The following is a 24743-nucleotide window of genomic DNA, read 5'->3' as shown; positions in this document are numbered from 1 at the left end:
CAACCGCCCTCCCCGGCCCGCCCGGCACCGAAGCGCAGGAGCCTAGCGGCCGGGCGGCCGGGCCTGCCAGGCGATTTCCGGCAGACCGGATGCGGTGATCCGGGAACGGAACGCGCGGCGCGGGAGTCTTCATCCGCGGGGGCGCAACAGACGTACGAGGCGTGCGGAGACGTACGCGCGAACAGGAGTCCGTGCACGACATGAGCGACGAGCCGCAGCCGCAGGCGCAGCAGCCGAACGAGGGCGGGCCGGGAGGCGAGCCGGGGGACGGCGAGGGCAAGCGGCCCCGGCGCACCGGCTGGCGCCGGATCATCCCCACCTGGCGGATGGTGCTCGGCACCTTCGTGATCGGCCTTCTCCTGCTGGGCGGGCTGTTCTTCCTCGGCTACTCGCTGGTGAAGATCCCGCCGGCCAACGCCCTCGCGGTCAAGCAGAGCAACGTGTTCCTCTACGCCGACGGCAGCCAGCTCGCCCGCGACGGCGAGGTCAACCGGGAGAACGTCACCCTCGCGCAGATCTCCAAGGACGCCCAGCACGCCGTGCTGGCCGCCGAGGACCGCGACTTCTACTCGGAGTCGGCGGTCGACCCCAAGGCGATGCTGCGCGCCGCGTGGAACACCGCCACCGGCAAGGGCAAGCAGTCCGGCTCGACGATCACCCAGCAGTACGTGAAGAACTACTACCTCGCGCAGGAGCAGACGCTCACCCGCAAGGCGAAGGAGTTCTTCATCGCGATCAAGCTGGACCAGGAGAAGAGCAAGGACGACATCCTCGAGGGCTACCTCAACACCAGCTACTTCGGCCGCAACGCGTACGGCGTCCAGGCCGCCGCGCAGGCCTACTACGGCGTCGACGCCGCCGACCTGGACGCCGCCCAGGGCGCCTACCTGGCGGCGCTGCTGAACGCGCCCAGCCAGTACGACGTCGTCGCGCACCCGGAGAACCGCAAGTTCGCCGAGTCCCGCTGGAACTACGTGCTGGACGGCATGGTCAAGGAGGGCTGGCTGAGCCGGTCGGAGCGGGCCGGGATGACGTTCCCGATGCCGAAGGAGACCACCGTCTCCACCGGCCTGTCCGGGCAGCGCGGCTACGTGGTGCGCATCGTGAAGGACTACCTGGTCGACAACGGCATCGTCGACGAGGCCTCCCTCGACGCGGGCGGCTACCGCATCACCACCACCCTGGACAAGTCCAAGCAGGACGCCTTCGTGAAGGCGGTCAACGACCGGCTGATGGACAAGCTGGACAAGAAGAACAACAAGGTCGACACCTACGTCCGCGCGGGCGGCGCCGCCGTCGACCCGAAGACCGGCAAGGTCGTCGCGATGTACAACGGCATCGACTACGTGAAGCAGTACACGCCGAACGCCACCCGCCGCGACTTCCAGGTCGGCTCCACCTTCAAGCCGTTCGTGTTCACCTCGGCCGTCGAGAACGACTCCACCACCCAGGACGGCCGCCCCATCACCCCGAACACCGTCTACGACGGCACCAGCCGGCGCCCCGTGCAGGGCTGGGACGGCGGCTACTACGCCCCCGAGAACGAGGACCACGTCGACTACGGCGACATCAGCGTCCGCGAGGCCACCGACAAGTCCGTGAACTCGGTGTACGCGCAGATGGCCGTCGACGTCGGCTCCGACAAGGTCAAGCAGACCGCGATCGACCTCGGCCTGCCCGAGAGCACCCCCAACATGTCCCCCGGCCCGTCCATCGCGCTGGGCACGGCCACGGCCAGCGTCCTCGACATGGCCGAGGCCTACGCCACCCTCGCCAACCACGGCGAGCACGGCACGTACACCATGATCGAGGAGATCACCAAGGACGGCGTCGAGATCCGGCTCCCCGAGCGCAAGACGCGCCAGGCGGTCAGCCGCGCCGCCGCCGACACCACCACCTCGGTCCTGCAGAGCGTCGTCGAGAACGGCACCGCACAGGCCGCGCTCGCCGCCGGCCGCCCCGCCGCCGGCAAGACCGGCACCGCCGAGGAGGACCGCGCCGCCTGGTTCGCGGGCTACACCCCCGACCTGGCCACCGTCGTCGCCGTGATGGGCCAGGACCCGGTCACCGCCGAGCACAAGTCGCTGTACGGCGCGATGGGCCTCGACCGGATCAACGGCGGCGGGGCGCCCGCGGAGATCTGGGCGCAGTTCACCAAGGACGCCCTGAAGGGCACGCCGCCCACCGAGTTCAACCTGGAGCTCCAGGACGGCTCCGAGGAGTGGGTCTACCCGAGCGCCCCGCCGGCCAGTGAGGAGCCGGGCACGCAGGAGCCGAGCGACGCGGCCTCCCCGGACGCCACCGGCGAGGAGGACGAGGGCACCGAGGGCCAGACGCAGGGCGGCGCGACGGACGGCGCCACCGCGGACGGCGGTGCGACGGGCGACACGACGACCGGCGGCACCCCGACCGACGGCGGCACCACCGGGGACGGCGGCACCACCGGCGACGGCGGCACGACGGGTGACGGCGGCACGACCGGTGACGCGACGACCGGCGGCGCCGCGGACGGCGGCACCACCGGCGGCACGACGGGCGGCACCACCGGCACGACGTCGGGGGTGGCGGCGGGCACGACGGGCGGCACTCGCAGACAGTGACGCCGCTGCCGGGCGGGGCTCAGTGACCGGAGGTCGCCTTGAGCCCCACCACGGCCACCAGCAGCAGACAGACGAAGAAGATCCGGGCGGCGGTCGCCGGCTCCCCCAGCACCACCATGCCGAGCACCGCCGACCCGGCCGCGCCGATGCCGACCCAGACGCCGTAGGCGGTGCCGATGGGCAGGGAGCGGGCGGCGCAGGACAGCAGCAGCATGCTGGCGACGATGCCGGCGCCGGTGAACAGGCTGGGGACGAGACGGGTGAAGCCGTCGGTGAACTTCATGCCGATCGCCCAGCCGACCTCCAGCAGACCGGCGAGGACGAGCAGGACCCAGGCCATGGGGCACCTCCGGGAGACGTGTGTCGCGGCAACGGGGTGCGTCGTCTTTGCCTTGACCCGGTACGGCGCGTCTCGTCGGGTGCCCTTCCACGCCGGCAAGGGACCGCCGAAGGGCACGGAACAGGGGCCGGTGGCTGTCGTCACCGGCCCCTGGTACCGCTTGCCGCCGATCCGCCGGATCTACAGGTACAGCCCCGTGGAATCCTCGGACCCCTCGAACCGGTCCGCGGCCACGGCGTGCAGATCGCGCTCGCGCATCAGCACATACGGCACACCGCGCACCTCGACCTCGGCGCGGTCCTCGGGGTCGTAGAGCACCCGGTCTCCCGGCTCCACGGTCCGTACGTTCTGCCCCACCGCGACGACCTCCGCCCAGGCCAGCCGCCTGCCGACGGCCGCCGTGGCGGGGATCAGGATGCCGCCGCCGGAACGCCGCTCACCCTCGCTGTTGTCCTGCCGCACGAGCACGCGGTCGTGCAGCATACGGATGGGCAGCTTGTCGTGTGGGATGCTCTGGTCGTCTCTCTTGGCGCTCACGCCTTCGAACCTACCTGTCCCGCCTCAGCCCCTGCGCCGCCGGGTCCCGAGGACGAGGACCCCGACGAACGCGACGGCGACCAGCGCGACCGGCACGACCCGCTCCAGCCGCGGCGCCCCCTCGTCATCGACGAACGAGGCCTTGACGTCCGTCACGACCCGATTGACCTGCACATACGCCCGCCCGAGCGTGTGATCGATATTGCTGACGACCTTCGCCTTGGCATCGCCGACGATGGTCTTCGGGTGCACCCGCACCCCGATCTCGTCGAGCGTCTCGGCCAGCGCCTCGCGGCGGCGCTTGATGTCCGCCTCGATCTGCGCGGGGGTTCTGGTGTCCGCCGTGTCCGCCACCGTACGGCCTCCGAAGTCTGCGTTTGCCTGTTCCGGACAGTCTGTCAGCTCAGCGTCCCGCCGCACTGTCAGCACCCCCGGTTACGCTAGCCGGATGAGCGAGCGACTTCAGCCCGGGGACACCGCCCCCGCCTTCACCCTCCCCGACGCCGACGGCCGCGAGGTCTCCCTGTCGGACCACAAGGGCCGCAAGGTCATCGTCTACTTCTACCCGGCCGCCCTCACCCCCGGCTGCACCAAGCAGGCCTGCGACTTCACCGACAACCTGGACCTCCTGGCCGGCGCGGGCTACGACGTCATCGGCATCTCCCCCGACAAGCCCGAGAAGCTCGCCAAGTTCCGCGACAAGGAATCCCTCCAGGTCACCCTCCTCGCCGACCCCGACAAGCAGGTCCTGGAGGCCTACGGCGCCTACGGCGAGAAGAAGCTCTACGGCAAGACCGTCGTCGGCGTCATCCGCTCCACGGTCGTCGTCGACGAGCACGGCAAGGTCGAACGAGCCCTCTACAACGTCAAGGCCACCGGCCACGTCGCAAAGATCATCAAGGACCTGGGCATCTGACCCACCCGCGCCCCCGAAGGGCCAGGCGTGACCTCCTGCGACTCGGGTCGTTGATCCGTGCGAGAAGGGAACGCTTGGCCGATCCGGGGGTGGGCATGGGCGCCAGGTACACCCGCGAGCTGCTCGAAGAGGCGGCTCGCGAGACACGGCACATCGATGATGCGGTCCGCTGGTGCGGAGGACGCCCGACGCCGGGCACGCGAAGGTACCTGCGCCGGAAGATGGCCGAGGCGGGCGTGGACATCACCCACCTCGCGACGAACCAGGCCCGCCACACGGAAGAGCGCCTGCGCGCCGCCGTCGCCGCGTCGAGCAGCATGCGCGGCGTCGTACGGCACCTGGGCCTCGCCCAGGTCGGCGGCAACCAGACGCACATCGCACGCAGGGTAGCGGCCCTCGGTATCGACACCTCCCACTTCGCGCCGGTCCGGACGGTTCCGGACGACGGGCCGCCTGGCACCCGCCTCCGTCTGGGCACCCCCGACGCAGGGCGGATCTCCGGTGAGCGGCTCCGCCGGGAGCTGCTGCGGACCGGGCGGGAGGAGTGCTGCTCCCAGTGCGGCACGGGCCCCGAGTGGAACGGCAGACCGCTCACCCTCGAGGTGGATCACGTCAACGGGAACTGGTGGGACAACCGGCCGGAGAACCTGCGTCTGCTCTGTCCCAACTGCCACTCGGTCACCGACACCTACCGCGGGCGCAAGCGGAGGCGGACATGAACCGGGCGCGCTTCCCCCGCGAGACCCTGGCCACCAGGGCGGCCGTCGCCACCAGCCTGGTCGACCTGCTGCGCCGCCTGGACGCGCCCTTGACCAGCCAGACCGTGCGCTACGTACGCAAGCGGCTCGCCCACTACGACATCGACGTCTCCCACTTCGTCCACGAGCCCCTGCCCACCCGGCCGAGGAGCGCCTATACGCGCGATGCCCTCGCCGAGGCGGCGGCCCGCTCGACCAGCATGCGTGAGCTGTTCGACCACTTGGGTGTGCCACCGAGCGACAGCCTGTACAGCCATCTCCGGAAGAAGCTCGCTCACTGGGACATCGACATCAGCCACTTCACGGCAGGACGAGGACAGCCCGCACGGCTCATCCCGGCGGAAGCGCTCAGGTCCGCCACGGCCGCGTCGAGCAGTCTTGCCGGTCTCCTGGGCGCACTCGGTCTGCCGGACAACGGCAGCAACCGCCGGCGGGTGAAGCAGAGCCTGGAGGAACATCGCGTCTCCACCACCCACTTCACCGGTCAGGGCCATCGCAGAGGAGTCGTCTCACCCCGTCGCCGATCCCCCGACGAGATCCTTCGGGCGCTGCCGCCAGGCGCACCGAGGACGAAGACCGCTCTCCTGCGCCGCGCCCTCGACGACCTCGGCGAACCCCGCGTCTGCGCGGAATGCGGCCTCGGTGACACCTGGCAGGGCAAGAGACTCGTGCTGGAGATCGACCACATCAACGGCGACGGCCTGGACAACCGGCGGGAGAACTTGAGGTACCTGTGTCCGTCCTGTCACAGCCAGACGCGGACTTACTCCCGACCACGTCGCATGAGGGACCCGCGCGACCAGTAGAGTAACGGCGTTGGGCCCGTACCCCAGCTGGCTAGAGGGCGCCGGTTTAGGTCCGGTGTGTCGTGGGTTCGAGTCCCACCGGGCCCACCCAACGCCCCCTTCGCCGGGCTCACTCCCCGAGCAGTTCCCGCACCACCGGTACCAGTGCCCGGAACGCCTTGCCGCGGTGGCTGATGGCGTTCTTCTCGTCCGGGGTCAGTTCCGCGCAGGTGCGGGTCTCGCCCTCGGGCTGGAGGATCGGGTCGTAGCCGAAGCCGCCGGTGCCGGCGGGCTCGTGGCGCAGGACGCCGTGCAGGCGGCCCTCGACCACTCGTTCCGTGCCGTCGGGCAGGGCGAGGGCGGCGGCGCAGGCGAAGTGGGCGCCGCGGTGTTCGTCGGCGATGTCGGAGAGCTGGGCGAGGAGCAGGTCGAGGTTGGCCTTGTCGTCGCCGTGGCGGCCGGCCCAGCGGGCGGAGAAGATGCCGGGGGCGCCGTTCATGACGTCGACGCAGAGGCCGGAGTCGTCGGCGACCGCGGGCAGGCCCGTCGCCCGGGCGAGGGCGTGGGCCTTCAGCAGGGCGTTCTCGGCGAACGTCACGCCCGTTTCCCTGACGTCGGGGACGTCGGGGAAAGCGTCGGCGCCGACGAGTTCGTGGGGCAGTCCGGCGTCGGCGAGGATCGCCCTCAGCTCGGTGATCTTTCCGGCGTTGCGGGTGGCGAGGATCAAGCGGGTCATGGCGACCAGTATCGCGGGGCCGCCCTGAGCCGCCTGCCGAGGCCCGGCCGCCTTACGGGGTGCAGACCTTGGTGAGTTCGCCGGCCGCGTCGGTGACCGGGGTGATGTCGGGGGTCGCGTCGCCGTTCTCGACGGACGCGCGGACGTTGTCCACGGCCTGCTGGAGGTCGTCGACGGCCTTGCCGACGTCGGCGTTGTCCGTCTTGTCGCCGATCTCGCCGAGGTTCTTCTCGATCGAGTCGAGGGATTCCTCGAGCTGGGTCGGGTCGTTGGCCGCGCCGTCGACCGCCTGTTGGAGGTCGGTGACGCTGTCGGCGATGGCGTCGGCGGTCTGGACGCAGTCCAGCGCCTTGTCGACGGCGTCGCAGCCGGTGGTGAGTCCGGCGGTCAGCGCGACCGCCGCCAGGGTGGCGGCGATGGCGGCGGTGCGGCGTCGGCGGCTTCCGGCCATGGAACGGTCCCTCCCTCGCTCGGGCCGGACGGCCCGGTGGTTCCGGCCGGGCGCACAGGGTCGAAGCTGTGCGCCCGTACCTTCGAAGACGCGGTGGCACCTCGCGCGGTTGCCCGCGCCGAGCACCGGTTTTTGTGCGTCTTTTACTTTTCGGCGAGCGTGTCGAGCGCCGCGCGCTGCGCCGCCGCGAGTTCGGTGCAGCCGGCGACCGCGAGGTCGAGCAGCGCGTTCAGCTCGTCGCGGGCGAACGGCTCGGCCTCGGCGGTGCCCTGGACCTCGACGAAGCGTCCGTCGCCGGTGCAGACGACGTTCATGTCGGTCTCGGCGCGCACGTCCTCCTCGTAGCAGAGGTCGAGCAGGGGTACGCCGGCGACGATGCCGACCGAGACGGCCGCGACGCTGCCGGTGAGCGGCTTGCGCGTGGGCTTGATCAGCTTCTTGCCCTGGGCCCAGTGGATGGCGTCGGCGAGGGCGACGTACGCGCCGGTGATGGCCGCGGTGCGGGTGCCGCCGTCGGCCTGGAGGACGTCGCAGTCGAGGACGACGGTGTTCTCGCCGAGCGCCTTGTAGTCGATGACGGCGCGCAGGGAGCGGCCGATGAGGCGGGAGATCTCGTGCGTACGGCCGCCGATCCTGCCCTTGACGGACTCCCGGTCGCCGCGGGTGTTGGTGGCGCGGGGCAGCATGGAGTACTCGGCGGTGACCCAGCCTTCGCCGCTGCCCTTGCGCCAGCGCGGGACTCCCTCGGTGAAGGAGGCGGTGCACAGGACCTTGGTGTCGCCGAAGGAGACGAGGACGGAGCCCTCGGCGTGCTTGCTCCAGCCGCGTTCGATGGTGACCGGGCGGAGTTGTTCGGGGGTGCGGCCGTCGATTCGAGACATGGGTCGAGCCTAGCCGCAGGGGGAGGGGCTCCTTCCCCCTGTGCGCGGAAGGGGCCCCTCCCTGGGTGGGATGGGGCCCCTTCGGCGGTGAGCGTGGCTCACATCATGTCTTCGATCTCCGCGGCGATCGGGTCGGCGTCCGTGCCGATGACGACCTGGATGGCGGTGCCCATCTTGACCACACCGTGGGCGCCGGCGCCCTTGAGGGCGGCCTCGTCGACCAGCGAGCCGTCGCCGACCTCGACCCGCAGCCGGGTGATGCAGCCTTCGATCTCCTCGATGTTGTCGATGCCGCCGAGCCCGGCAACGATCTTCTCAGCCTTGCTGGCCATGTTCTTTCTCCCTGATCCGGCAGGATGTGCGCCGTTTTCCACCACGGTTTACCGCTTTGTCGCAGTAACCCACAGTCGGCCCAACTTCGCGAGCGTTCGGGCGGTGTCGACCGCAGGATGACGTCACGGCAACACCATCGTCCCAGACTGGTCTACACCACCTGACAGACGGTCGCCAAACCGCTCGGAAGGACATCCATGAGTGCCGACGCCGTCCGTCCCGCCCCCGCGCGCTGGAACTCGGTGTTCCAGGGCCTGCAGAAGATGGGCCGCAGCCTTCAGCTGCCGATCGCCGTGCTGCCGGCCGCGGGCATCCTCAACCGGCTCGGGCAGCCGGACGTGTTCGGCGAGGACGGGCTGGGCTGGACCGATGTGGCCAAGGTGATGAACGGGGCGGGCGGTGCGCTGCTGGACAGCGCGTTGGGGCTGCCGCTGCTGTTCTGCGTCGGGGTGGCCATCGGCATGGCGAAGAAGGCGGACGGGTCGACGGCGCTCGCGGCGGTGGCGGGGTTCCTCGTCTACTACAACGTGCTGCGGCAGTTCCCGGAGGACTGTCCGGCGGGCACGAGGCCGGTGCCGAACATCGGGTGCCAGGGGGCGGTCGACGGGACGGTGAGCGCGTTCACGTACCAGAATCCCGGGGTGTTCGGCGGGATCGTGATGGGGCTGCTGGCGGCGTTCTTCTGGCAGCGCTACCACCGCACCCGGCTGGTCGACTGGCTCGGCTTCTTCAACGGCCGCCGGCTGGTGCCGATCATCATGGCGTTCGTGGCGATCGCGTTCGCGGCGCTGTGTCTGTGGGTGTGGCCGCCGATCGGTGACGCGCTGGAGAGCTTCAGCGACTGGATGAGCGGCCTGGGCGCGTGGGGCGCGGGTGTCTTCGGGGTGGCCAACCGGGCGCTGCTGGTGATCGGGCTGCACCAGTTCCTGAACGTGCCCATCTGGTTCCAGTTCGGCACGTACACCAGGCCGGACGGGACCGAGGTGCACGGTGACATCAACATGTTCCTGGCGGGCGACCCGGACGCCGGCCAGTTCACCTCGGGCTTCTTCCCGATCATGATGTTCGCGCTGCCGGCGGCGGCTCTGGCGATCACGCACTGCGCGCGGCCGGAGCGCCGCAAGGAGGTCGGTGGTCTGATGCTGTCGGTGGCGCTGACGTCGTTGGTGACCGGCATCACCGAGCCCATCGAGTACTCGTTCCTGTTCATCGCGCCGGTGCTGTACGCGATCCACGCGGTGCTGACCGGGGTGTCGATGGCGGTGACGTGGGGGCTGGGGGTCAAGGACGGCTTCAGCTTCTCCGCGGGGCTGATCGACTACGTCATCAACTGGAATCTGGCGACGAAACCGTGGCTGATCATTCCGATCGGGCTGGTGTTCGCCGCCGTGTATTACGCGATCTTCCGTTTCGCGATCACGAAATTCGACCTCAAGACGCCGGGCCGGGAGCCGGCGGAGGAAGTGGAGGACGCGGCGAAGGTCTGAGCCGGGAAACACCTAGGTCACAGCCACATCAAGTAGCCGATCCGTGACAGGAATCGCGGGTTCCTTATCCCTCCTTCATCGTGCTACAACAGGTCTACACCACTGAGTGGTGTAGACCACCACCCGATGGAGGAAGTCTATGAGCACCGCCACCTCTACGGCGGCCCCCACGAAGAAGTGGGGATCCGGCCTTTTCCAGGGCCTTCAGAAGGTCGGCCGCAGTCTGCAGCTCCCGATCGCCGTCCTCCCGGCCGCGGGCATCCTGCTGCGACTCGGCCAGCCGGACGTCTTCGGCAAGGACGGCCTGGGCTGGGGCAAGGTGGCGGACGTGTTCGCCACGGCCGGCGACGCCGTCTTCGCGAACCTGCCCCTGCTGTTCTGCGTCGGCATCGCCATCGGATTCGCCAAGAAGGCCGACGGCTCGACCGCCCTCGCCGCGCTGGTGGGCTTCCTCGTCTACAAGAACGTCCTGACCGCGTTCCCGATCACCGAGGCGAAGGTCACCAAGGGCGCGGACGTCGCCGCCACCTACAACGACCCCAAGGTCTTCGGCGGCATCATCATGGGCCTGATAGCCGCGGTCGTCTGGCAGCGCTACCACCGCACCAAGCTGCCCGACTGGCTGGGCTTCTTCAACGGCCGCCGGCTCGTGCCCATCCTGATGGCCTTCATCGGCACCGCCGTCGGCGTCGTCTTCGGCCTGGTGTGGGAGCCCATCGGCGGGGTCATCACCGACTTCGGCGAGTGGATGACCGGGCTCGGCGCGGCCGGCGCGGGCATCTTCGGCGCGATCAACCGTGCGCTCCTTCCCGTGGGCATGCACCAGTTCGTCAACACGGTGGCCTGGCAGGAGATCGGCTCCTTCAAGGACTCCGCGGGTGCAGTCTGGCACGGTGACCTGCCGCGCTTCTTCCACGGTGACCCGACGGCGGGTCAGTTCATGACCGGCTTCTTCCCGATCATGATGTTCGCGCTGCCGGCCGCCGCCCTGGCGATCACGCACTGCGCCCGCCCCGAGCGCCGCAAGGCCGTCGGCGGCATGATGCTCTCGCTGGCGCTGACCTCGTTCGTCACCGGCATCACCGAGCCGATCGAGTTCGCGTTCATGTTCATCGCGCCGGTGCTGTACGTCATCCACGCGGTCCTGACCGCCGTGTCCATGGCCGTCACCTGGGCGCTGGGCGTGCACCACGGCTTCAGCTTCTCGGCCGGCGCGATCGACTACTTCCTCAACTGGAACCTGGCCACCAAGCCATGGATGATCATCCCGATCGGTCTGGTCTTCGCCGCGGTCTACTACGTGACCTTCCGGTTCGCGATCATCAAGTTCAACCTCGCCACGCCGGGCCGTGAGCCCGAGGAGGAGGTCGAGGACCTCACGAAGGCGTGAGTCCCGCCCGTAGGGCATGACGAAGGCCCCCGGAACCGACCAGGTTCCGGGGGCCTTCGTCATGCCGTACGGCTCGAGAGCGCGTACGCCCGGTCAGATCTCGTACGACCTCCTGGGCACCGCCAGTTCCACCGGACCGGCGTACACCGCTCGCGCGTCGGTCAGGTTGGCCTGGGGGTCGGTCCACGGGGGGATGTGGGTGAGGACCAGGCGGCGGGCGCCCGCCCGGGTCGCCGTCTCGCCCGCCTCGCGGCCGTTGAGGTGCAGGTCGGGGATGGACTCCTTGCCGTGCGTGAACGCCGCCTCGCACAGGAAGAGGTCGGCGTCGCGGGCGAGTTCGTCCAGCACCGGGGTCACCCCGGTGTCGCCGGAGTACGTCAGGACGCGGCCGGCGTGCTCGATGCGGATGCCGTAGGCCTCCACGGGGTGCGCCACGCGCTCGGTGTGCACGGTGAAGGGGCCGATCTCGAAGGTCGACGGCTTGACCGTGTGGAAGTCGAAGACCTCGCTCATCGAGGACGCCGACGGGGTGTCGGCGTACGCGGTGGTCAGCCGGTGTTCGGTGCCCTCGGGGCCGTAGACGGGGATCGGGTCGCAGCGGCCGCCGTCGTGGCGGTAGTAGCGCGCGACGAAGTACGCGCACATGTCGATGCAGTGGTCGGCGTGCAGATGGCTCAGGAAGATCGCGTCGAGGTCGTAGAGACCGCAGTGGCGCTGCAGCTCGCCCAGGGCGCCGTTGCCCATGTCGAGGAGCAGCCGGAAGCCGTCGGCCTCGACGAGGTAGCTCGAGCAGGCCGATTCCGCGGACGGGAACGACCCCGAGCAGCCGACGACGGTGAGCTTCATGAAGCAGAAACCTCCGCTGGCGGGTGGTGAGAAACGGGGGTCGTGCGGTCCGTCGAGCGTACGGCGCAAATCCTGCGGTCGCTCCTTCGGCAGTCGCCGTTGTGGGCGAACTCACCTGTGTTGTCACCGGTTCGGCTGGACGGCGGGGGGTGGGCGGCGCTGTGCAGGGCGCGCGGGTGCGGGCGTGCGCCGGTAACGTCGTCCGTACGGACACGTCCTGGTGGCCGGCGCCGGCGGCGGTGGTGCTGCTCGCGCTCGTCGCCGTGCTCGTGTGCGGCTGGGGGCGGCGGCGCCCGAGCGGGAACCGGTCGCGGGGGCGGGACGAGGGTGCCCGGCCGCGGCCGGCGGAGATCTGGTGGGCGGACGGGCCCTGTCTGGTGCTGTCGGTGCGGGGGCGGCGGGCGCGCGTCGCGAAGATCACCAGCGGGTACCGGGACGAGCGGGCCGGTGTGGTGCCGTTGCCGCCGGGTGCCGTGGGCGACACCGAGGGACGGGCGGGCTTCCTGGAGACGGACGAGCTGTGCGAGGTCCCGGTCGGGGACTTCCGGCGCAGGGTGGGGGTGGTGGACCCGGTCCTGTGGGACCAGGTCCGTCACCTGACCAGGTAGCGGTCGTCGTGCGGGCGCGGGCCGGTGCGGGCTCGTCGCGCGGTTCCCCGCGCCCCTTGCGGGGCTCTGGTCACGCCCAGAGCTGGCCCTGCAGCCTCTCGATCGCTTCCTCCGTCGTCGCCGCCGTGTAGACGCCGGTCGACAGGTACTTCCAGCCGCCGTCGGCCACGACGAAGACGATGTCCGCACTCTCGCCGGCCTTCAGCGCCTTGCGGCCGACGCCGATCGCCGCGTGCAGGGCGGCGCCGGTGGAGACGCCCGCGAAGATGCCCTCCTGCTGGAGGAGTTCCCGGGTGCGGGTGACCGCGTCGGCGGAGCCGACCGAGAAGCGGCTGGTCAGCACGGAGGCGTCGTACAGCTCGGGGACGAAGCCCTCGTCGAGGTTGCGCAGGCCGTAGACCAGGTCGTCGTAGCGCGGCTCGGCGGCGACGATCTTCACGTCCGGCTTGTGCTCGCGCAGGTAGCGGCCGACGCCCATGAGGGTGCCGGTGGTGCCGAGGCCCGCCACGAAGTGGGTGATGGAGGGCAGGTCGGCGAGGATCTCCGGGCCGGTGGTCGCGTAGTGGGCGCCCGCGTTGTCCGGGTTGCCGTACTGGTAGAGCATCACCCAGTCGGGGTGCTCGGCGGCCAGTTCCTTGGCGACGCGCACGGCGGTGTTGGAGCCGCCCGCGGCGGGCGAGGAGATGATCTCGGCGCCCCACATGCCGAGCAGGTCCCGCCGCTCCTGGGAGGTGTTCTCCGGCATCACGCAGACCATGCGGTAGCCCTTGAGCTTGGCCGCCATGGCGAGGGAGATGCCGGTGTTGCCGGAGGTGGGCTCCAGGATGGTGCAGCCCGGGGTCAGCCGGCCGTCCTTCTCCGCCTGCTCGATCATGTGCAGGGCGGGGCGGTCCTTGACCGAGCCGGTGGGGTTGCGGTCCTCCAGCTTGGCCCAGATGCGGACGTCGGCGGACGGCGACAGCCGCGGCAGGCGCACCAGGGGGGTGTTGCCGACCGCGGCCAGCGGGGAGTCGTACCGCATCGCCGGTCAGGCCATGCCGCCGGCCACGGCCGGCAGGATGGTGACGTTGTCGCCGTCGGCGAGCTTGGTGTTGATGCCGTCGAGGAAGCGGACGTCCTCGTCGTTCAGGTAGACGTTGACGAAGCGGCGGAGCTGGTCGCCGTCCACGATCCGGGCCTGGATGCCCGCATGCCGGGTCTCGAGGTCGGCGAACAGCTCGGCGAGGGTGTCACCGCTGCCCTCCACCGCCTTCTGACCGTCGGTGTACTGGCGGAGGATGGTCGGGATGCGGACCTCGATGGCCATGGCTCAGGGCTCCTGTCGGAAGGTGTCGTCGGGTGTGTGGGCGCGCGCGGACGCGCCGCGGCTCACGGCCGTACGGTGGCAGGAAATGTCAACAGATGGCGCTGTTCAGCCTGCACAGATCGACGTGCAGCCGCGCCACGAGCAGGATGCTCGGCGCCTTCTCGCTCACGTCGTACAGAACCATGGGCTCATCGTATCGATTCCCGGTCGGGCTTCCGGAGTGTGATCCCACATGCCGGACGCATTCCGGCCGCATGCTGGGATCAGTACGCCGCTACGACCCTGACCTCCTCCTCCGTGACCTCGCCGTCCACGATCCGGTAGGAGCGGAACTGGAACTCGCCCAGGCCGTCGGTGTCGGCGGTGGAGACGAGGACGTAGTGGGCGCCGGGCTCGTTGGCGTAGGAGATGTCCGTGCGGGACGGGTAGGCCTCGGTCGCGGTGTGGGAGTGGTAGATGACCACCGGTTCCTCGTCGCGGTCGTCCATCTCGCGGTAGAGCTTGAGCAGGTCGCCCGAGTCGAACTCGTAGAACGTGGGCGACATGGCCGCGTTCAGCATGGGGATGAAGCGCTCGGGGCGGTCCGAGCCGGCCGGGCCCGCCACCACGCCGCACGCCTCGTCGGGGTGGTCCTTGCGCGCGTGGGCGACGATCTGGTCGTACAGGGCCTGGGTGATGGTCAGCATGTCCGTCAGGATAAGCAGAAGGGCCGTTCCGTACCGAGGGTTGGTACGGAACGGCCCACATGCCGGACGCCCTGAGCGGCAGCCGCAGGGAGTGCCACGAGTACCCCCTGCGGCTGGGCGTCCTCGGAGAGGGTCCGCCGCGCTGGTCAGCCGCGCTTGTGGAAGGCCGCCGCCTCCGGGTTGCGGCTCTTCAGCACGAGGTAGCTGACGCCGAGGATCAGGGCCCACACCGGGGCGCAGTACAGCGAGATCCGGGCGTCCTTGTCGATCCCCATGAGCACGATCACCATGCCGATGAAGGCCAGGGCGAACCAGCTGGTGAACGGGGCGCCGGGGGCCCGGAACTCCGAGCGGGGCAGCTCGCCGCGGTCGGCCTTGGCACGGTAGCGGATCTGGGAGACCAGGATCATGATCCAGGCCCACATACCGGAGATGGTGGCGAAGGAGACGACGTAGTCGAACGCCTTGCCCGGCCACTGGTAGTTGATCCAGACGCCGACCATCATCAGCGCGGCCGAGAACGTGGTGCCGACCAGCGGCAGACCCTTGGGCGTCAGCTTGGTGAACAGCTTCGGGCCCTGGTTGTTCAGCGCCAGGTCGCGCAGCATGCGGCCGGTGGAGTACATGCCGGAGTTGCAGGACGACAGGGCGGCGGTGAGGACGACGAAGTTCACGATGCCCGCGCCGGCGGCCAGGCCCATCTTCTCGAAGGCGGCCACGAAGGGGCTCACGCCGGGCTGGAAGTGGGTCCACGGCACGACCGACAGGATCATGATCAGGGCGCCGACGTAGAAGACGGCGATGCGCCACGGCACGGTGTTGATCGCCTTGGGCAGCACGGTCTTCGGGTCCTTGGACTCGCCCGCGGTCACACCGACCAGCTCGACGGCGAGGAAGGCGAACATGACCATCTGGAGGGTCATCAGGGACTCGCCGACGCCGTGCGGGAAGAAGCCGCCGTTGCTCCACAGGTGGGTCAGCGACGCGGTGTCGCCGGCGTCCGAGAAGCCGATCGTCAGGATGCCGGCGCAGATCAGGATCATGCCGATGATGGCGGTGACCTTGACCATCGAGAACCAGAACTCCAGCTCACCGAAGAGCTTCACGGAGATGAGGTTCGCGCCGTACAGGATGATCGTGAAGATCAGGGCGGACACCCATTGCGGGATGTCCCACCAGTACGTCATGTAGGCCGCCGCGGCGGTGACCTCGGTGATGCCGGTGACGACCCAGAAGAGCCAGTACGTCCATCCCGTCACGAAGCCCGCGAAGGGGCCGATGAACTCGCGTGCGTACTCCGAGAAGGAGCCGGACACGGGGCGGTACATCAGCAGCTCGCCGAGCGCGCGCATGATGAAGAAGATGACGAGGCCCGCGATGGCGTACGCCAGGATGAGGCTGGGCCCGGCCTTCGAGATGCCCTTGCCCGCGCCGAGGAAGAGTCCGGTGCCGATGGCTCCGCCGATGGCGATCATCTGGATCTGCCGGCTGCCGAGGCCCCGCTCGTACCCCTCTTCGGAGGTGTTCTCCTTGTCGACCTGCACAGAGGTCATGTGTGGTGCGCCTTTCTCCATACCGACCCGGGCCTCTCGTCGGCCCCGGATCGGGTCACGATCCCCCCGGATTGATGGAGCTGAGCGGGTTCCCCGCCAGGGGCCGCTCTTGCCTGGCCGACGGTTGTCGGCTCGGTGGCGCACCCGGCGCACATGGGTGGTGTTCGCCGGGCGGTCGAGAAGATTTATCACGCCCGCACCATTGATCACCGGCGGGACGTGTGGCGCACACCATAGGGAGAAGCGGACAAAGGGAACACCGAGGCGCATAGGCCTCGACGGCGGTAACAGGATCGTTATCCGGATTTGATCGTCCGCTGAGCGAACACCCCCGCGAGGGCAATCAGGGCATCAGGGTCGAGACGAGGGTCTCCTGGAGCCCGCCCAGCCACAGATACGCCATCACCATCGGCTTGCGCGGGTCCTCGTCCGGCAGCCGGTACAGCCGGTCGGTGTCGTCCTCGTCAGTGATGTCCAGCCGGGAGCCGATGGCCAGGCGCAGGTCGTTGAGGGCGCCGAGCCACCGGCGGGACTCCTCCGGGGACAGCTTCAGCACCGCGCCGGTGTCCCCGGCGGGCGTCAGCGCGTCGAGGGAGCGGATCACCGCGAGGGCGTTGTCGCGCTTGCCGGCCCGCAGGTCGTTCTCGGTGTAGCGGCGGAACTCGGCGGAGTACGCCTTCTGCTCCTCGGCCGCGCGCGGGTCGGGGGTGCCCTCCGGGTCGCGGTAGGCGTCCGGGAAGAGGCGGCGCAGCACGGGGTCGGCGGGCGGCTCGCTCGGGCCCTCGGCGAACAGCTCGGCGAGCGGGTCGCCGGAGGCGTCCTCGGCGGGGCCGGGGCCGATGAGCTCCAGCAGCTGGACGGCCAGCGAGCGGATGATGGAGATCTCGACGTCGTCGAGGGCGACGGCCGCGCCGCCGCCGGGGAGCGGTTCGAAGGTTCCGGGCATGGGTCTGAGGTCGCTACTTCCGGTCCTGCTGGAGGGTGGCCCACAGACCGTAGCCGTGCATCGCCTGCACGTCGCGCTCCATCTCCTCGCGGCTCCCGCTGGAGACGACCGCCCGGCCCTTGTGGTGGACGTCGAGCATGAGCTTGGTGGCCTTGTCCTTGGAGTAGCCGAAGTACGTCTGGAAGACATACGTCACGTAGCTCATGAGGTTGACCGGGTCGTTGTGCACGATCGTGACCCAGGGGACGTCGGGCTCGGGAACGGCGGAGACCTCCTCCGCCGACTCGGTGCGTTCGATCTCGATGGGAGCGGCTGACGTCACATGACCATGCTGCCACGGCCAGCAGAAATCGTCACACTGACGAAATAGGAGTAGCATCCGTGGGCATGAACACAGCAGACCTTGGGCTGCCGGTGAACGTTCCGTCGACGGCGCTCTTCACGGACCAGTACGAGCTGACGATGCTCCAGGCCGCCCTGCGGGCGGGCACCGCCGGGCGGCGCAGCGTGTTCGAGGTCTTCACCCGGCGGCTCCCGGACGGGCGCCGCTACGGTGTGGTCGCGGGCACCGGGCGGGTGCTGGACGCGGTCGAGAACTTCCGCTTCGACGAGGGCGTCCTGGGCTTCCTGCGCGAGCGCGGCATCGTCGGCGAGGAGACCCTCGACTGGCTCGCGGACTACCGCTTCAGCGGGGACATCTGGGGCTACCCCGAGGGCGAGGTGTACTTCCCGGGCTCGCCGATCCTGCGGGTCGAGGGCACCTTCGGGGAGTGCGTGCTGCTGGAGACGGTGATCCTCTCCATCCTCAACCACGACTCGGCGATCGCCGCGGCGGCCTCCCGGATGTCCTCCGCGGCCGGGGAGCGCCCGCTGATCGAGATGGGCGCCCGCCGCACCCACGAGCTGTCGGCGGTCGCCGCCGCGCGCGCGGCCTACGTCGGCGGCTTCGCCTCCACCTCCGACCTCGCGGCCGGGTTCCGCTACGGCATCCCCACCGTCGGCACCTCCGCGCACGCCTTCACCCTGCTGCACGACCGCGAGCGCGACGCGTTCCGGGCCCAGGTGGAGTCGATGGGCCGCGGCACGACCCTGCTGGTGGACACCTACGACGTCACCGAGGCCGTGCGTACGGCCGTGGAGGTCGCCGGTCCCGAGCTGGGCGCGGTGCGGATCGACTCGGGCGACCTGCTGCTGGTCGCGCACCGGGTGCGGCAGCAGCTGGACGAGCTGGGCGCCGTGAACACCAAGATCATCGTGACGTCGGACCTCGACGAGTACGCCATCGCGTCGCTGGCGGCGGCGCCGGTGGACGCGTACGGCGTGGGCACCCAGCTGGTCACCGGGTCCGGCTACCCGACGGCCTCGATGGTCTACAAGCTGGTCGCGCGCGCCGAGTCCGCCGACCCGCAGGCGCCGCTGGTGCCGGTGGCGAAGAAGTCCACCGGCGGCAAGACCTCCGTGGGCGGCCGCAAGTGGGCGGCGCGGCGCGTCGACGCGCAGGGCGTCGCGGAGGCCGAGGTGGTGGGCACCGGGCCGGTGCCGGACGCGCTGGCCGACCGGCAGCTGCTCGTGCAGTTGGTCAAGGGCGGTCAGGTGGTCGCACGGGAGCCGCTGGACGTCCCGCGCCGGCGCCATGCCGCCGCACGAGCCGGTCTGCCGCTGTCCGCTACCCAGCTCTCCCGTGGGGAACCCGTCATTCCGACGGAATACGTGCACGGCGAGGCGGGCAGCTGACCCCTGGCCGCCCGTACGCCCCCGGTGCCCCCTCCCGCACCGCGACCGAAGTCTCTAGGCTCGGAGGTTCATCTGCGGACCTCCGAGACCCCCATAGCCGAAGGACACCGACCATGCGCCGCGCCTTGATCGTCGTAGACGTGCAGAACGACTTCTGCGAGGGGGGCAGCCTCCCGGTGGCCGGGGGTGCCGATGTGGCCGCCGCGATCACCGAGCTGATCGGGCAGGCTCCCGCCGGGTACCGGCACGTGGTGGCCACCCGCGACCACCACATCGCGCCCGGCGGCCACTTCGCGGACGACCCCGACTTCGTCGACTCCTGGCCCGCGCACTGCGTCGCGGGCACCGAGGGCGTCGGCTTCCACCCGAACTTCGCGCCCGCCGTCGCCTCCGGCGCGATCGACGCCGTGTTCGACAAGGGGGCGTACTCGGCGGCGTACAGCGGGTTCGAGGGCGCCGACGAGAACGGGGTGCCGCTCGCCGAGTGGCTGCGGGCCCGGCAGATCGACGAGGTCGACGTGGTCGGCATCGCCACCGACCACTGCGTGAAGGCCACCGCCCTGGACGCCGCCCGCGAGGGCTTCCGCACCCAGGTCCTCCTCGACCTCACCGCCGGCGTGAACCAGGACAGCGTCGACCGGGCCCTGGAGGAGCTGCGGGAGGCGGGCGTGGAACTGACCGGCAAGCCGGTGGTCTCCGGTTAGGGCCCGAAGGGGTCCTACGCCGGGGCCGTGGGCCGGCCCAGGAGGGAGCGGATCGGGCGCCAGAGTTCCATGGCCGCGACACCGTTGTCGGGGGCCGTGCGCCATATCAGGCCGTCGGGGTGGTGGAGGACGGCGGTGATCTCGTCCGGGCTCGGCGGGGCGGCGTTGCCCCGCAGGTAGACCGCGCGCAGCCCCAGGTTGCGCAGCCTGGTCAGGGCGCGCGCCCGGTTCTGGGCGTGGACGAGGACCCGGACGCTGCCGGGGCTGTCGGCGGCGGGGCTGGGCAGGTTCAGTGCCACCACCACCGAGCCGTTCGGCAGCTTGCAGAAACCTCCTGCGGCCATGCGGTCACATCCCCGTGTCAGCCGGTGTCAATAAGAAAACCACAGGACGCATCTGAACACGATCGGCGGCAACCCGCCAAGGGGTTGCCGCCGATACGCCTCTGACCTGCGGAAATACTGACTACTTCACCGCGGGGCCGACCTCGACCTTGATCGTGGAGCCGTCGAGGGCCTCCTTGAGGATCCTGATCTTGGTGTTGGTGTCAGTGATCTTGACGCCCGCGGTCGGGGTGGACTCGTCGTAGTAGGTGCTGGTGTGGTCGTTGAAGACCGGCACGCCCTTCGACGACGGGATCCGGGTCGCGACGTCCGCCTTGTGCAGGGTGATGCCGTCGGTGCGGTACAGGCTGAACGGCGCGTCGTAGGACTGGACGCGGTTGCGCATCAGCGTGCCGTCGGACCACTTCAGCGGCGCCGGGTGGGAGTCCACCGGGAGCAGCAGGCCGACGCCCTCGTGCTCGCTGGTGTTGTTGTCCTTCTGCGAGGTGTCCCACTTCCAGATCAACAGGCCGTTCTGGTACGGGTAGTGCTCCACCCAGTCCGGACGGCTCGCGAAACCGAAGTTGTACGGCCCCGACTTCAGGGTCTTGTCGTACGACACGTACTGCCGGTTCTCGGCGATGTAGAACTGGTCGTACTCCTCGGTGAAGGTCGCCCCGATGCGGGAGAAGCCCTTCTTCGCCCACCCGGCGTCGTCGCCCTCGGCGTTGTCCGTGAACAGCGCGGTGCCGTCGGCCGTGACCGTGATGCCGTCGGCCGCGAAGCCCTTCAGCGCCACGCCGCCGTCGCTCTGGTAGCGGAAGCGCAGGTCGATCTTCTTGCCCGCGTAGGCGTCCAGGGAGTACGCCAGCTTCTGGTAGCCGTCGACCGTGCCGGTCAGGGCCGGCTTGCCGCTGCCGTCGCGCGGGACGGGCCGGCCGCCCACCGTGCCGTCCAGGGCGGTCCAGGTGGCGCCGCCGTCGGTGGACACCTCGGTGTAGAGGTAGTCGTAGTCCTTCTCGATCTCGTACCAGCCGTCGAGGGTCAGCGCCGCCGACTTCTTCCCGGTCAGGTCGACCGAGCGGGTCAGGGTGTTGCGCAGGTCGTCACCGCTGCCGCTCCACCACTGCTTCGTGCCCTCGGCCGGGGTGACGATCTCGGTCGTGACCTGCTTGCGCGGCAGGGTCACGATGAGCGCCTGCGGGTTCTTGGTGTGGTACTCGGCGACGCCCAGCTTGTGCTTCGACTTGGTGGCGGCCTTGGCCGTGTCGTAGTCGAGCCAGCCCAGTTGGAGTTTGTCCCAGGCGGTCATGTCGCCGGGCAGGTCGCCGATGGTGCCCTGGCCCCGGCCGAGCCAGGAGCCGGAGGACATCAGGGTCCAGAACCCGGTGGAGTTCTCGCCGCCGTGGGTGTCGTAGTGGTCCGGCAGGCCGAGGTCGTGGCCGTACTCGTGGGCGAAGACGCCGAGTCCGCCGTTCTCCGGCTGGATGGTGTAGTCGCCGACCCAGATACCGGTGGAGCCGATCTGGGTGCCGCCGAGCTTGTTGAAGTCGGGGCCGGTGGCGCCCTGGTCGGTGCCGAAGGCGTACCAGCGGTGCGCCCAGATCGCGTCCTCGCCCTGCGCGCCGCCGCCCGCGGACTCGTCCTCGCCGGCGTGCACGATCTGGAAGTGGTCGATGTAGCCGTCGCGCTCGTTGAAGTCGCCGTCGGCGTCGAAGTCGTAGCGGTCCCACTGGTCGTACTCGGCGAGCTTGGCCTTGATCTCGGCGTCCGTCTTGCCGGCGGCCTTCTGCCCCTCGGCCCAGGCGGTCACGCCGTCCTGCACCGCGTACCAGGCGCAGTTGTCCGGGTCGCACTTGTTGGAGCCGTAACGGGCCTCGTTGTAGGGGACCTTGACCCAGTCGGAGACCTCGCCCTCGATGGAGTAGCGGCCCGAGGACTGCTTCTCGTAGTAGGTCTTCATCGAGTCGGTGCCGTCACCGAAGTACAGGTTCTGGTAGTGCTCGCGGTCGTAGTCCGGCTGCCAGGCCGTGCTGTTGTCCTTGGTGCGGTCCGGCGCGGCGATCTGGTTGTGCAGCGGGCCGGGGGTGCCGCCGTAGCGGGGGTCGGTCTTGTCGCCGAACTCGACCAGGATGGTGAAGATCTTGTCGGTCTTCTCCCGGCCCAGCTCGACGTACTTGCTCTGGCCCTTGCGGCCGGTCAGCTCGACGACCTGGGAGCCGTCGCGCTTCTGTATCTCGGCCTCGCCCGTTATGACCTGCTTCAGGGCCTCTTCGCGCTGGGCTTCCTGCGTCTTGGTGAACGGGCCTTCCAGGTCGTGCTCCTGGTGGGCCCTCGTGGCCGCCGGGTCCTGCCGGTCGACGGCGGCGGGCTTCGCGGCCGGGCCGGCCGGGTCGGCCTGGGCCACGCCGTAGGTCGAGATGCCGGTGGTGACCGCCGCGAGCGCCACCGCGGTCGCGGCGGCTCGGAACGTCCAGGGTCTGCTGGTCACTTGAGATCCTCCCCCGCGTCCGGGCGCGCGGAAGGAAGGGTCCTGGTCGTCGGGTGTCCGCGCACGCGTGTTCGACGCGTGTAGTCAAGTGACGACATTGGACTAGAGGTTGCCCGGAAAAGACAGGTCTTGACTTGCACAGGTCAAGTGCACTATGCGGTGTTCCGCTTCCGCTCAGCGAACGTTCCGGGCCTCGGGCATGACTCGATGCGCCCCCCGCGCTCCGGCACTGTTGGTCATCTCACGCTTACGCTTCGTTCCGCTCGGGCATGCAGGCGAATAGATTGACGAACACTGCCGAACACATATGCCTGTCCGCACCTCCCCCACGGCGAGAGGCACAGGGGGAGCCCCCCGATCCCGAGGACACCGATTGCCATGCGTCGTCCGACCGCCGCACAGCTCGCCTACGGCTCCTGCACCGTGATCCTCTCCACGCTCGCCATGCTGCTGTTGTCCGGGGCGAGTTCGGCAGCGGGCATCGCGCTCATCGCCGTCGCGGCGCTGGCCCTCGGGCTGCTGGTCGCGCTGGCGGTCCCGGTGCGCGGGGCCACCGCTTCGCGGACCGCGCCGGGCTCCCCCGCGCCGCGGCCGGCCGCCCAGGAGAAGGTGGCGGCCGCGTCCGTCACCGACAACTGACGCCGTATCACCCCGGCCGGGCGGTCAGTCGGTGCTGACCACCACCGTCTTGGCCGCCTTGTCGTGCAGGCCCTGCTTGTAGGGCTTGTCGAGGAAGCTCACGCCGCCGGTGATCGCCGTCCACACGCAGGCGCAGCAGAAGGCGAACGGGAGCCAGAGGACCGCCGCGCGCAGCAGCGCGGACTGCACGGAGGGCGTGGCCCCGTTGTCCAGCTGGGCCACGCGCATGTTCAGCCATTTCTTGCCGAGCGTCTGCCCCGTCCTCGCGGTCATGAGGGTGTCGTACGCGATGTAGAGCACCGCCGCGATCGTGGACTGTCCGAAGGACCTGGCCGTGTCGATGTCCTCGCCGGCCATGTCGTACTCGCCCACGCCGAACAGCCAGCTCAGCAGGACGACGACCGCGCCCACCAGGATCATGTCGATCACCCGTGCGAGGGTGCGCTTGCCGCTGTCGGCGAGCGGGGGCATCCCGGCGAGCGGGTCCGCGGGGCCGCCGCCGTAGGGGCCGCCGCCGTAGCCGCCCCCGTAGGGGCCGCCGTCGTACGGGCCGCCTCCGTACGGCGGTGGCTGCGGGCCGCCGCCGGGCGCGGAGCCGCCGCCCGGCGGGGTGTCGTACGGCGAGCCGCCGCCGGGCGGGGTGCCGTGGGGCGAGCCCGCCCCCTCGCCGGGCGGGGGCTGCTTTCTGAACGGGTCGTCCTGCGGTGGCCGGTCGTCGGGGCCGGGGGGCGGCGGTTCGGTGGTCATGGCCCGAGTGGACCGCGAAGGCACCGGCGGCGCATCCGGCGGGCCGCCGTCCGGAGTACGTCCGGACGGGCGCGCCCCGTGAGGTGACCGGCTCTCAGCCCGCCACGAACGTCCGCGCCGCCTTGTCGTGCCAGCACTGGCGCCACGGCTTGTCGAACAGGCACCACAGCACGCCGACGAGTCCCACGCCGAGCATGCCGGGCACGCTGTACACCAGCCAGCGGCACAGGGCCGCGCCGAACGCCGGGGGCTCGTGCGCCTCGATGTCCCGCACCTCCAGGCCCATCAGCCGCTTGCCGAGCGTACGGCCCCACTTGGCGACCGGCAGGGCCTCGTAGAGGATGCCGGCGACCATCAGGACGCCCAGGATGATGCCCAGGTACATCGACGTGGTGCCGTCCAGCAGCCACACCGTGACCGTCTGGCCGGAGAGCTTCGCCTGGTCGACCTTCTCCTGGATGTGGTCCAGCGCCCTGGCGCCGAGCGGCACCGCGGCGACGGCCGTGACGCCCGCGACGACCACGGTGTCGATGAGCCGGGCGACCAGGCGCTTGCCGAGCCCCGCGGGGCGGGCCGACGCCTGCCGCCGCGCGGCCGCCTGGAACAGGTCCTCGATCGGGGGCTTCCACGGCGCGACCGGCTGATCGTCGGCGGCGCCCCCGGCGAGCTGGTGCACCTGCTGCGCCCAGGAGGCCTGTCCGCCACCGGGTCCCGCCGTCACCGGCGTGGCGGCGGCAGCCTGCTGCGGCACCTGCGCCGCGGCCTGCGGGAAGGCGGCGGCCTGGGCGCCTGCGGCGGGCTGCGGGGTGCCTGCGGCGGGCGGCTGCTGGAGGGCTGCCGCCGGTTGCTGCTGGGGGCCGGCGGGGGGGGACGGGGGGGGGGCCCGGCGGGGGGCGGGACTCGCGGTGAGTGCCGGATCCGGGGGGGGACGGGGGTGGGGGAGGGG

29 protein-coding genes, 1 tRNA gene and 1 riboswitch are annotated in these 24743 nt (G+C 70.4%); of the genes, 11 read left to right on the top strand and 19 right to left on the bottom strand.

Going from position 1 to position 24743, the window contains the following annotated elements:
• Positions 1-200: 200 nt before the first annotated feature.
• Positions 201-2600, top strand: coding sequence for a transglycosylase domain-containing protein (locus AB0K92_RS26405; RefSeq protein ID WP_365926763.1), 2400 nt, complete (start codon positions 201-203; stop codon positions 2598-2600).
• A 19-nt stretch (positions 2601-2619) separates the two neighbouring features.
• Here AB0K92_RS26405 and AB0K92_RS26400 read toward each other — a convergent pair whose 3' ends face one another.
• The 3 genes from AB0K92_RS26400 to AB0K92_RS26390 form a co-directional block, all read right to left on the bottom strand.
• The gene (locus AB0K92_RS26400) at positions 2620-2940 is read right to left on the bottom strand and encodes an SMR family transporter (protein ID WP_365926761.1); all 321 of its coding nucleotides are present in this window, start codon (positions 2938-2940) and stop codon (positions 2620-2622) included.
• Between the two features lie 35 nt (positions 2941-2975).
• Positions 2976-3047: riboswitch (guanidine-III (ykkC-III) riboswitch) on the bottom strand.
• 73 nt (positions 3048-3120) lie between these two features.
• Entirely contained in the window at positions 3121-3477 is a 357-nt protein-coding gene (locus AB0K92_RS26395) for a co-chaperone GroES (RefSeq protein WP_165999125.1), read from the bottom strand.
• A gap of 24 nt (positions 3478-3501) precedes the next feature.
• Complete coding sequence (locus AB0K92_RS26390) at positions 3502-3831, bottom strand: DUF3618 domain-containing protein (protein WP_365926759.1); 330 nt, start codon at positions 3829-3831, stop codon at positions 3502-3504.
• A 94-nt stretch (positions 3832-3925) separates the two neighbouring features.
• On the opposite strand from AB0K92_RS26390, the gene bcp reads away from it, so the two are divergent.
• The 4 genes from bcp to AB0K92_RS26370 all read left to right on the top strand — a co-directional run bounded on the left by bcp (position 3926) and on the right by AB0K92_RS26370 (position 6044).
• Entirely contained in the window at positions 3926-4393 is a 468-nt protein-coding gene (gene bcp, locus AB0K92_RS26385; RefSeq protein ID WP_365926757.1) for a thioredoxin-dependent thiol peroxidase, read from the top strand.
• Between the two features lie 95 nt (positions 4394-4488).
• Positions 4489-5112: an HNH endonuclease gene (locus AB0K92_RS26380; protein WP_365926755.1), complete on the top strand. Its 624-nt coding sequence runs from the start codon at positions 4489-4491 to the stop codon at positions 5110-5112.
• Positions 5109-5957: an HNH endonuclease signature motif containing protein gene (locus tag AB0K92_RS26375; protein ID WP_365926753.1), complete on the top strand. Its 849-nt coding sequence runs from the start codon at positions 5109-5111 to the stop codon at positions 5955-5957. Before AB0K92_RS26380 ends, AB0K92_RS26375 begins: the two co-directional genes overlap by 4 nt.
• 12 nt (positions 5958-5969) lie before the next feature.
• Positions 5970-6044 (top strand) — tRNA-Leu (locus AB0K92_RS26370).
• Between the two features lie 22 nt (positions 6045-6066).
• Here the strand turns inward: AB0K92_RS26370 and rdgB are convergent.
• The 4 genes from rdgB to AB0K92_RS26350 form a co-directional block, all read right to left on the bottom strand.
• Positions 6067-6672 (bottom strand): RdgB/HAM1 family non-canonical purine NTP pyrophosphatase, encoded by a 606-nt coding sequence (gene rdgB, locus AB0K92_RS26365; protein WP_365926751.1) that lies wholly within the window; start codon positions 6670-6672, stop codon positions 6067-6069.
• 52 nt (positions 6673-6724) lie between these two features.
• A complete protein-coding gene (locus AB0K92_RS26360; RefSeq protein ID WP_365926749.1) occupies positions 6725-7123 on the bottom strand; it encodes a hypothetical protein in 399 nt (132 codons plus the stop codon).
• A gap of 143 nt (positions 7124-7266) precedes the next feature.
• Positions 7267-8004: a ribonuclease PH gene (rph, locus tag AB0K92_RS26355; protein ID WP_365926747.1), complete on the bottom strand. Its 738-nt coding sequence runs from the start codon at positions 8002-8004 to the stop codon at positions 7267-7269.
• 98 nt (positions 8005-8102) lie between these two features.
• Complete coding sequence (locus AB0K92_RS26350) at positions 8103-8336, bottom strand: glucose PTS transporter subunit EIIB (protein ID WP_165999139.1); 234 nt, start codon at positions 8334-8336, stop codon at positions 8103-8105.
• Between the two features lie 198 nt (positions 8337-8534).
• Here AB0K92_RS26350 and AB0K92_RS26345 point away from each other — a divergent pair, with 198 nt between their 5' ends.
• Positions 8535-9824, top strand: a complete 1290-nt coding sequence (locus tag AB0K92_RS26345; RefSeq protein WP_365926745.1) for a PTS transporter subunit EIIC — start codon at positions 8535-8537, stop codon at positions 9822-9824.
• 139 nt (positions 9825-9963) lie between these two features.
• On the top strand, positions 9964-11214 hold the full coding sequence (locus tag AB0K92_RS26340) for a PTS transporter subunit EIIC (RefSeq protein ID WP_165999143.1): 1251 nt from the start codon (positions 9964-9966) through the stop codon (positions 11212-11214).
• A 93-nt stretch (positions 11215-11307) separates the two neighbouring features.
• Here AB0K92_RS26340 and AB0K92_RS26335 read toward each other — a convergent pair whose 3' ends face one another.
• On the bottom strand, positions 11308-12060 hold the full coding sequence (locus AB0K92_RS26335) for an MBL fold metallo-hydrolase (RefSeq protein WP_365926743.1): 753 nt from the start codon (positions 12058-12060) through the stop codon (positions 11308-11310).
• Positions 12061-12209: 149 nt separating this feature from the next.
• Between AB0K92_RS26335 and AB0K92_RS26330 the strand changes: the two genes are divergently transcribed.
• The gene (locus tag AB0K92_RS26330; RefSeq protein WP_365926741.1) at positions 12210-12668 is read left to right on the top strand and encodes a type II toxin-antitoxin system PemK/MazF family toxin; all 459 of its coding nucleotides are present in this window, start codon (positions 12210-12212) and stop codon (positions 12666-12668) included.
• Positions 12669-12738: 70 nt separating this feature from the next.
• Here the strand turns inward: AB0K92_RS26330 and AB0K92_RS26325 are convergent, their stop codons facing one another.
• The 7 genes from AB0K92_RS26325 to clpS form a co-directional block, all read right to left on the bottom strand.
• Positions 12739-13689, bottom strand: coding sequence for a cysteine synthase (locus tag AB0K92_RS26325; protein WP_365926739.1), 951 nt, complete (start codon positions 13687-13689; stop codon positions 12739-12741).
• A gap of 6 nt (positions 13690-13695) precedes the next feature.
• Complete coding sequence (locus AB0K92_RS26320) at positions 13696-13974, bottom strand: MoaD/ThiS family protein (RefSeq protein ID WP_365760479.1); 279 nt, start codon at positions 13972-13974, stop codon at positions 13696-13698.
• 88 nt (positions 13975-14062) lie between these two features.
• Positions 14063-14158 carry a putative leader peptide gene (locus AB0K92_RS26315; RefSeq protein WP_312023458.1) on the bottom strand — a complete coding sequence of 32 codons (96 nt, stop codon included), beginning with the start codon at positions 14156-14158 and terminating at the stop codon, positions 14063-14065.
• Positions 14159-14237: 79 nt separating this feature from the next.
• On the bottom strand, positions 14238-14660 hold the full coding sequence (locus AB0K92_RS26310; RefSeq protein WP_365926736.1) for a M67 family metallopeptidase: 423 nt from the start codon (positions 14658-14660) through the stop codon (positions 14238-14240).
• Between the two features lie 146 nt (positions 14661-14806).
• Positions 14807-16213: an amino acid permease gene (locus AB0K92_RS26305; protein WP_365926734.1), complete on the bottom strand. Its 1407-nt coding sequence runs from the start codon at positions 16211-16213 to the stop codon at positions 14807-14809.
• Positions 16214-16556: 343 nt separating this feature from the next.
• The gene (locus tag AB0K92_RS26300) at positions 16557-17159 is read right to left on the bottom strand and encodes a DUF2017 domain-containing protein (protein ID WP_365926732.1); all 603 of its coding nucleotides are present in this window, start codon (positions 17157-17159) and stop codon (positions 16557-16559) included.
• A 13-nt stretch (positions 17160-17172) separates the two neighbouring features.
• Positions 17173-17538, bottom strand: coding sequence for an ATP-dependent Clp protease adapter ClpS (gene clpS / locus AB0K92_RS26295; protein WP_365926730.1), 366 nt, complete (start codon positions 17536-17538; stop codon positions 17173-17175).
• A gap of 8 nt (positions 17539-17546) precedes the next feature.
• Here clpS and AB0K92_RS26290 point away from each other — a divergent pair, with 8 nt between their 5' ends.
• Both AB0K92_RS26290 and AB0K92_RS26285 read left to right on the top strand, forming a co-directional pair.
• The gene (locus AB0K92_RS26290; protein ID WP_365926728.1) at positions 17547-18893 is read left to right on the top strand and encodes a nicotinate phosphoribosyltransferase; all 1347 of its coding nucleotides are present in this window, start codon (positions 17547-17549) and stop codon (positions 18891-18893) included.
• 113 nt (positions 18894-19006) lie between these two features.
• Positions 19007-19597, top strand: a complete 591-nt coding sequence (locus AB0K92_RS26285; protein ID WP_365926726.1) for a nicotinamidase — start codon at positions 19007-19009, stop codon at positions 19595-19597.
• 14 nt (positions 19598-19611) lie between these two features.
• Here AB0K92_RS26285 and AB0K92_RS26280 read toward each other — a convergent pair whose 3' ends face one another.
• Together AB0K92_RS26280 and AB0K92_RS26275 are read right to left on the bottom strand one after the other, a co-directional pair.
• Positions 19612-19941 (bottom strand): hypothetical protein, encoded by a 330-nt coding sequence (locus AB0K92_RS26280; protein ID WP_165999162.1) that lies wholly within the window; start codon positions 19939-19941, stop codon positions 19612-19614.
• A gap of 121 nt (positions 19942-20062) precedes the next feature.
• A complete protein-coding gene (locus tag AB0K92_RS26275) occupies positions 20063-22411 on the bottom strand; it encodes an immune inhibitor A domain-containing protein (RefSeq protein WP_365926724.1) in 2349 nt (782 codons plus the stop codon).
• A 378-nt stretch (positions 22412-22789) separates the two neighbouring features.
• Here AB0K92_RS26275 and AB0K92_RS26270 point away from each other — a divergent pair, with 378 nt between their 5' ends.
• Positions 22790-23050, top strand: a complete 261-nt coding sequence (locus AB0K92_RS26270; protein ID WP_365926722.1) for a hypothetical protein — start codon at positions 22790-22792, stop codon at positions 23048-23050.
• A 24-nt stretch (positions 23051-23074) separates the two neighbouring features.
• Here the strand turns inward: AB0K92_RS26270 and AB0K92_RS26265 are convergent, their stop codons facing one another.
• On the bottom strand, positions 23075-23797 hold the full coding sequence (locus AB0K92_RS26265) for an RDD family protein (RefSeq protein WP_365926720.1): 723 nt from the start codon (positions 23795-23797) through the stop codon (positions 23075-23077).
• Positions 23798-23891: 94 nt separating this feature from the next.
• Positions 23892-24743: RDD family protein (locus AB0K92_RS26260; RefSeq protein ID WP_365926718.1), on the bottom strand; the 852-nt coding region annotated here is incomplete at its 5' end.

Origin of the sequence: Streptomyces sp. NPDC052687 (genome assembly GCF_040678395.1) — a bacterium.
GTDB lineage: Bacteria > Actinomycetota > Actinomycetes > Streptomycetales > Streptomycetaceae > Streptomyces.
The sequence above is the reverse complement of the archived record's forward strand: the minus strand, read 5'-3'. Positions and strand labels throughout refer to the sequence as shown.

Excerpts from the sequence above, each read along its gene's own strand:
- AB0K92_RS26350 (WP_165999139.1), bottom strand. The coding sequence starts at position 8,336 with ATGGCCAGCAAGGCTGAGAAGATCGTTGCCGGGCTCGGCGGCATCGAC.
- AB0K92_RS26360 (WP_365926749.1), bottom strand. The coding sequence starts at position 7,123 with ATGGCCGGAAGCCGCCGACGCCGCACCGCCGCCATCGCCGCCACCCTG.
- AB0K92_RS26305 (WP_365926734.1), bottom strand. The coding sequence starts at position 16,213 with ATGACCTCTGTGCAGGTCGACAAGGAGAACACCTCCGAAGAGGGGTAC.
- AB0K92_RS26265 (WP_365926720.1), bottom strand. The coding sequence starts at position 23,797 with ATGACCACCGAACCGCCGCCCCCCGGCCCCGACGACCGGCCACCGCAG.
- AB0K92_RS26380 (WP_365926755.1), top strand. The coding sequence starts at position 4,489 with ATGGGCGCCAGGTACACCCGCGAGCTGCTCGAAGAGGCGGCTCGCGAG.
- rdgB (WP_365926751.1), bottom strand. The coding sequence starts at position 6,672 with ATGACCCGCTTGATCCTCGCCACCCGCAACGCCGGAAAGATCACCGAG.
- AB0K92_RS26300 (WP_365926732.1), bottom strand. The coding sequence starts at position 17,159 with ATGCCCGGAACCTTCGAACCGCTCCCCGGCGGCGGCGCGGCCGTCGCC.
- AB0K92_RS26310 (WP_365926736.1), bottom strand. The coding sequence starts at position 14,660 with ATGCTGACCATCACCCAGGCCCTGTACGACCAGATCGTCGCCCACGCG.
- AB0K92_RS26345 (WP_365926745.1), top strand. The coding sequence starts at position 8,535 with ATGAGTGCCGACGCCGTCCGTCCCGCCCCCGCGCGCTGGAACTCGGTG.
- AB0K92_RS26340 (WP_165999143.1), top strand. The coding sequence starts at position 9,964 with ATGAGCACCGCCACCTCTACGGCGGCCCCCACGAAGAAGTGGGGATCC.
- AB0K92_RS26375 (WP_365926753.1), top strand. The coding sequence starts at position 5,109 with ATGAACCGGGCGCGCTTCCCCCGCGAGACCCTGGCCACCAGGGCGGCC.
- AB0K92_RS26320 (WP_365760479.1), bottom strand. The coding sequence starts at position 13,974 with ATGGCCATCGAGGTCCGCATCCCGACCATCCTCCGCCAGTACACCGAC.
- AB0K92_RS26290 (WP_365926728.1), top strand. The coding sequence starts at position 17,547 with ATGAACACAGCAGACCTTGGGCTGCCGGTGAACGTTCCGTCGACGGCG.
- AB0K92_RS26280 (WP_165999162.1), bottom strand. The coding sequence starts at position 19,941 with ATGGCCGCAGGAGGTTTCTGCAAGCTGCCGAACGGCTCGGTGGTGGTG.
- AB0K92_RS26325 (WP_365926739.1), bottom strand. The coding sequence starts at position 13,689 with ATGCGGTACGACTCCCCGCTGGCCGCGGTCGGCAACACCCCCCTGGTG.
- AB0K92_RS26270 (WP_365926722.1), top strand. The coding sequence starts at position 22,790 with ATGCGTCGTCCGACCGCCGCACAGCTCGCCTACGGCTCCTGCACCGTG.
- AB0K92_RS26335 (WP_365926743.1), bottom strand. The coding sequence starts at position 12,060 with ATGAAGCTCACCGTCGTCGGCTGCTCGGGGTCGTTCCCGTCCGCGGAA.
- rph (WP_365926747.1), bottom strand. The coding sequence starts at position 8,004 with ATGTCTCGAATCGACGGCCGCACCCCCGAACAACTCCGCCCGGTCACC.
- AB0K92_RS26315 (WP_312023458.1), bottom strand. The coding sequence starts at position 14,158 with ATGGTTCTGTACGACGTGAGCGAGAAGGCGCCGAGCATCCTGCTCGTG.
- clpS (WP_365926730.1), bottom strand. The coding sequence starts at position 17,538 with ATGCTACTCCTATTTCGTCAGTGTGACGATTTCTGCTGGCCGTGGCAG.
- AB0K92_RS26400 (WP_365926761.1), bottom strand. The coding sequence starts at position 2,940 with ATGGCCTGGGTCCTGCTCGTCCTCGCCGGTCTGCTGGAGGTCGGCTGG.
- AB0K92_RS26285 (WP_365926726.1), top strand. The coding sequence starts at position 19,007 with ATGCGCCGCGCCTTGATCGTCGTAGACGTGCAGAACGACTTCTGCGAG.
- bcp (WP_365926757.1), top strand. The coding sequence starts at position 3,926 with ATGAGCGAGCGACTTCAGCCCGGGGACACCGCCCCCGCCTTCACCCTC.
- AB0K92_RS26405 (WP_365926763.1), top strand. The coding sequence starts at position 201 with ATGAGCGACGAGCCGCAGCCGCAGGCGCAGCAGCCGAACGAGGGCGGG.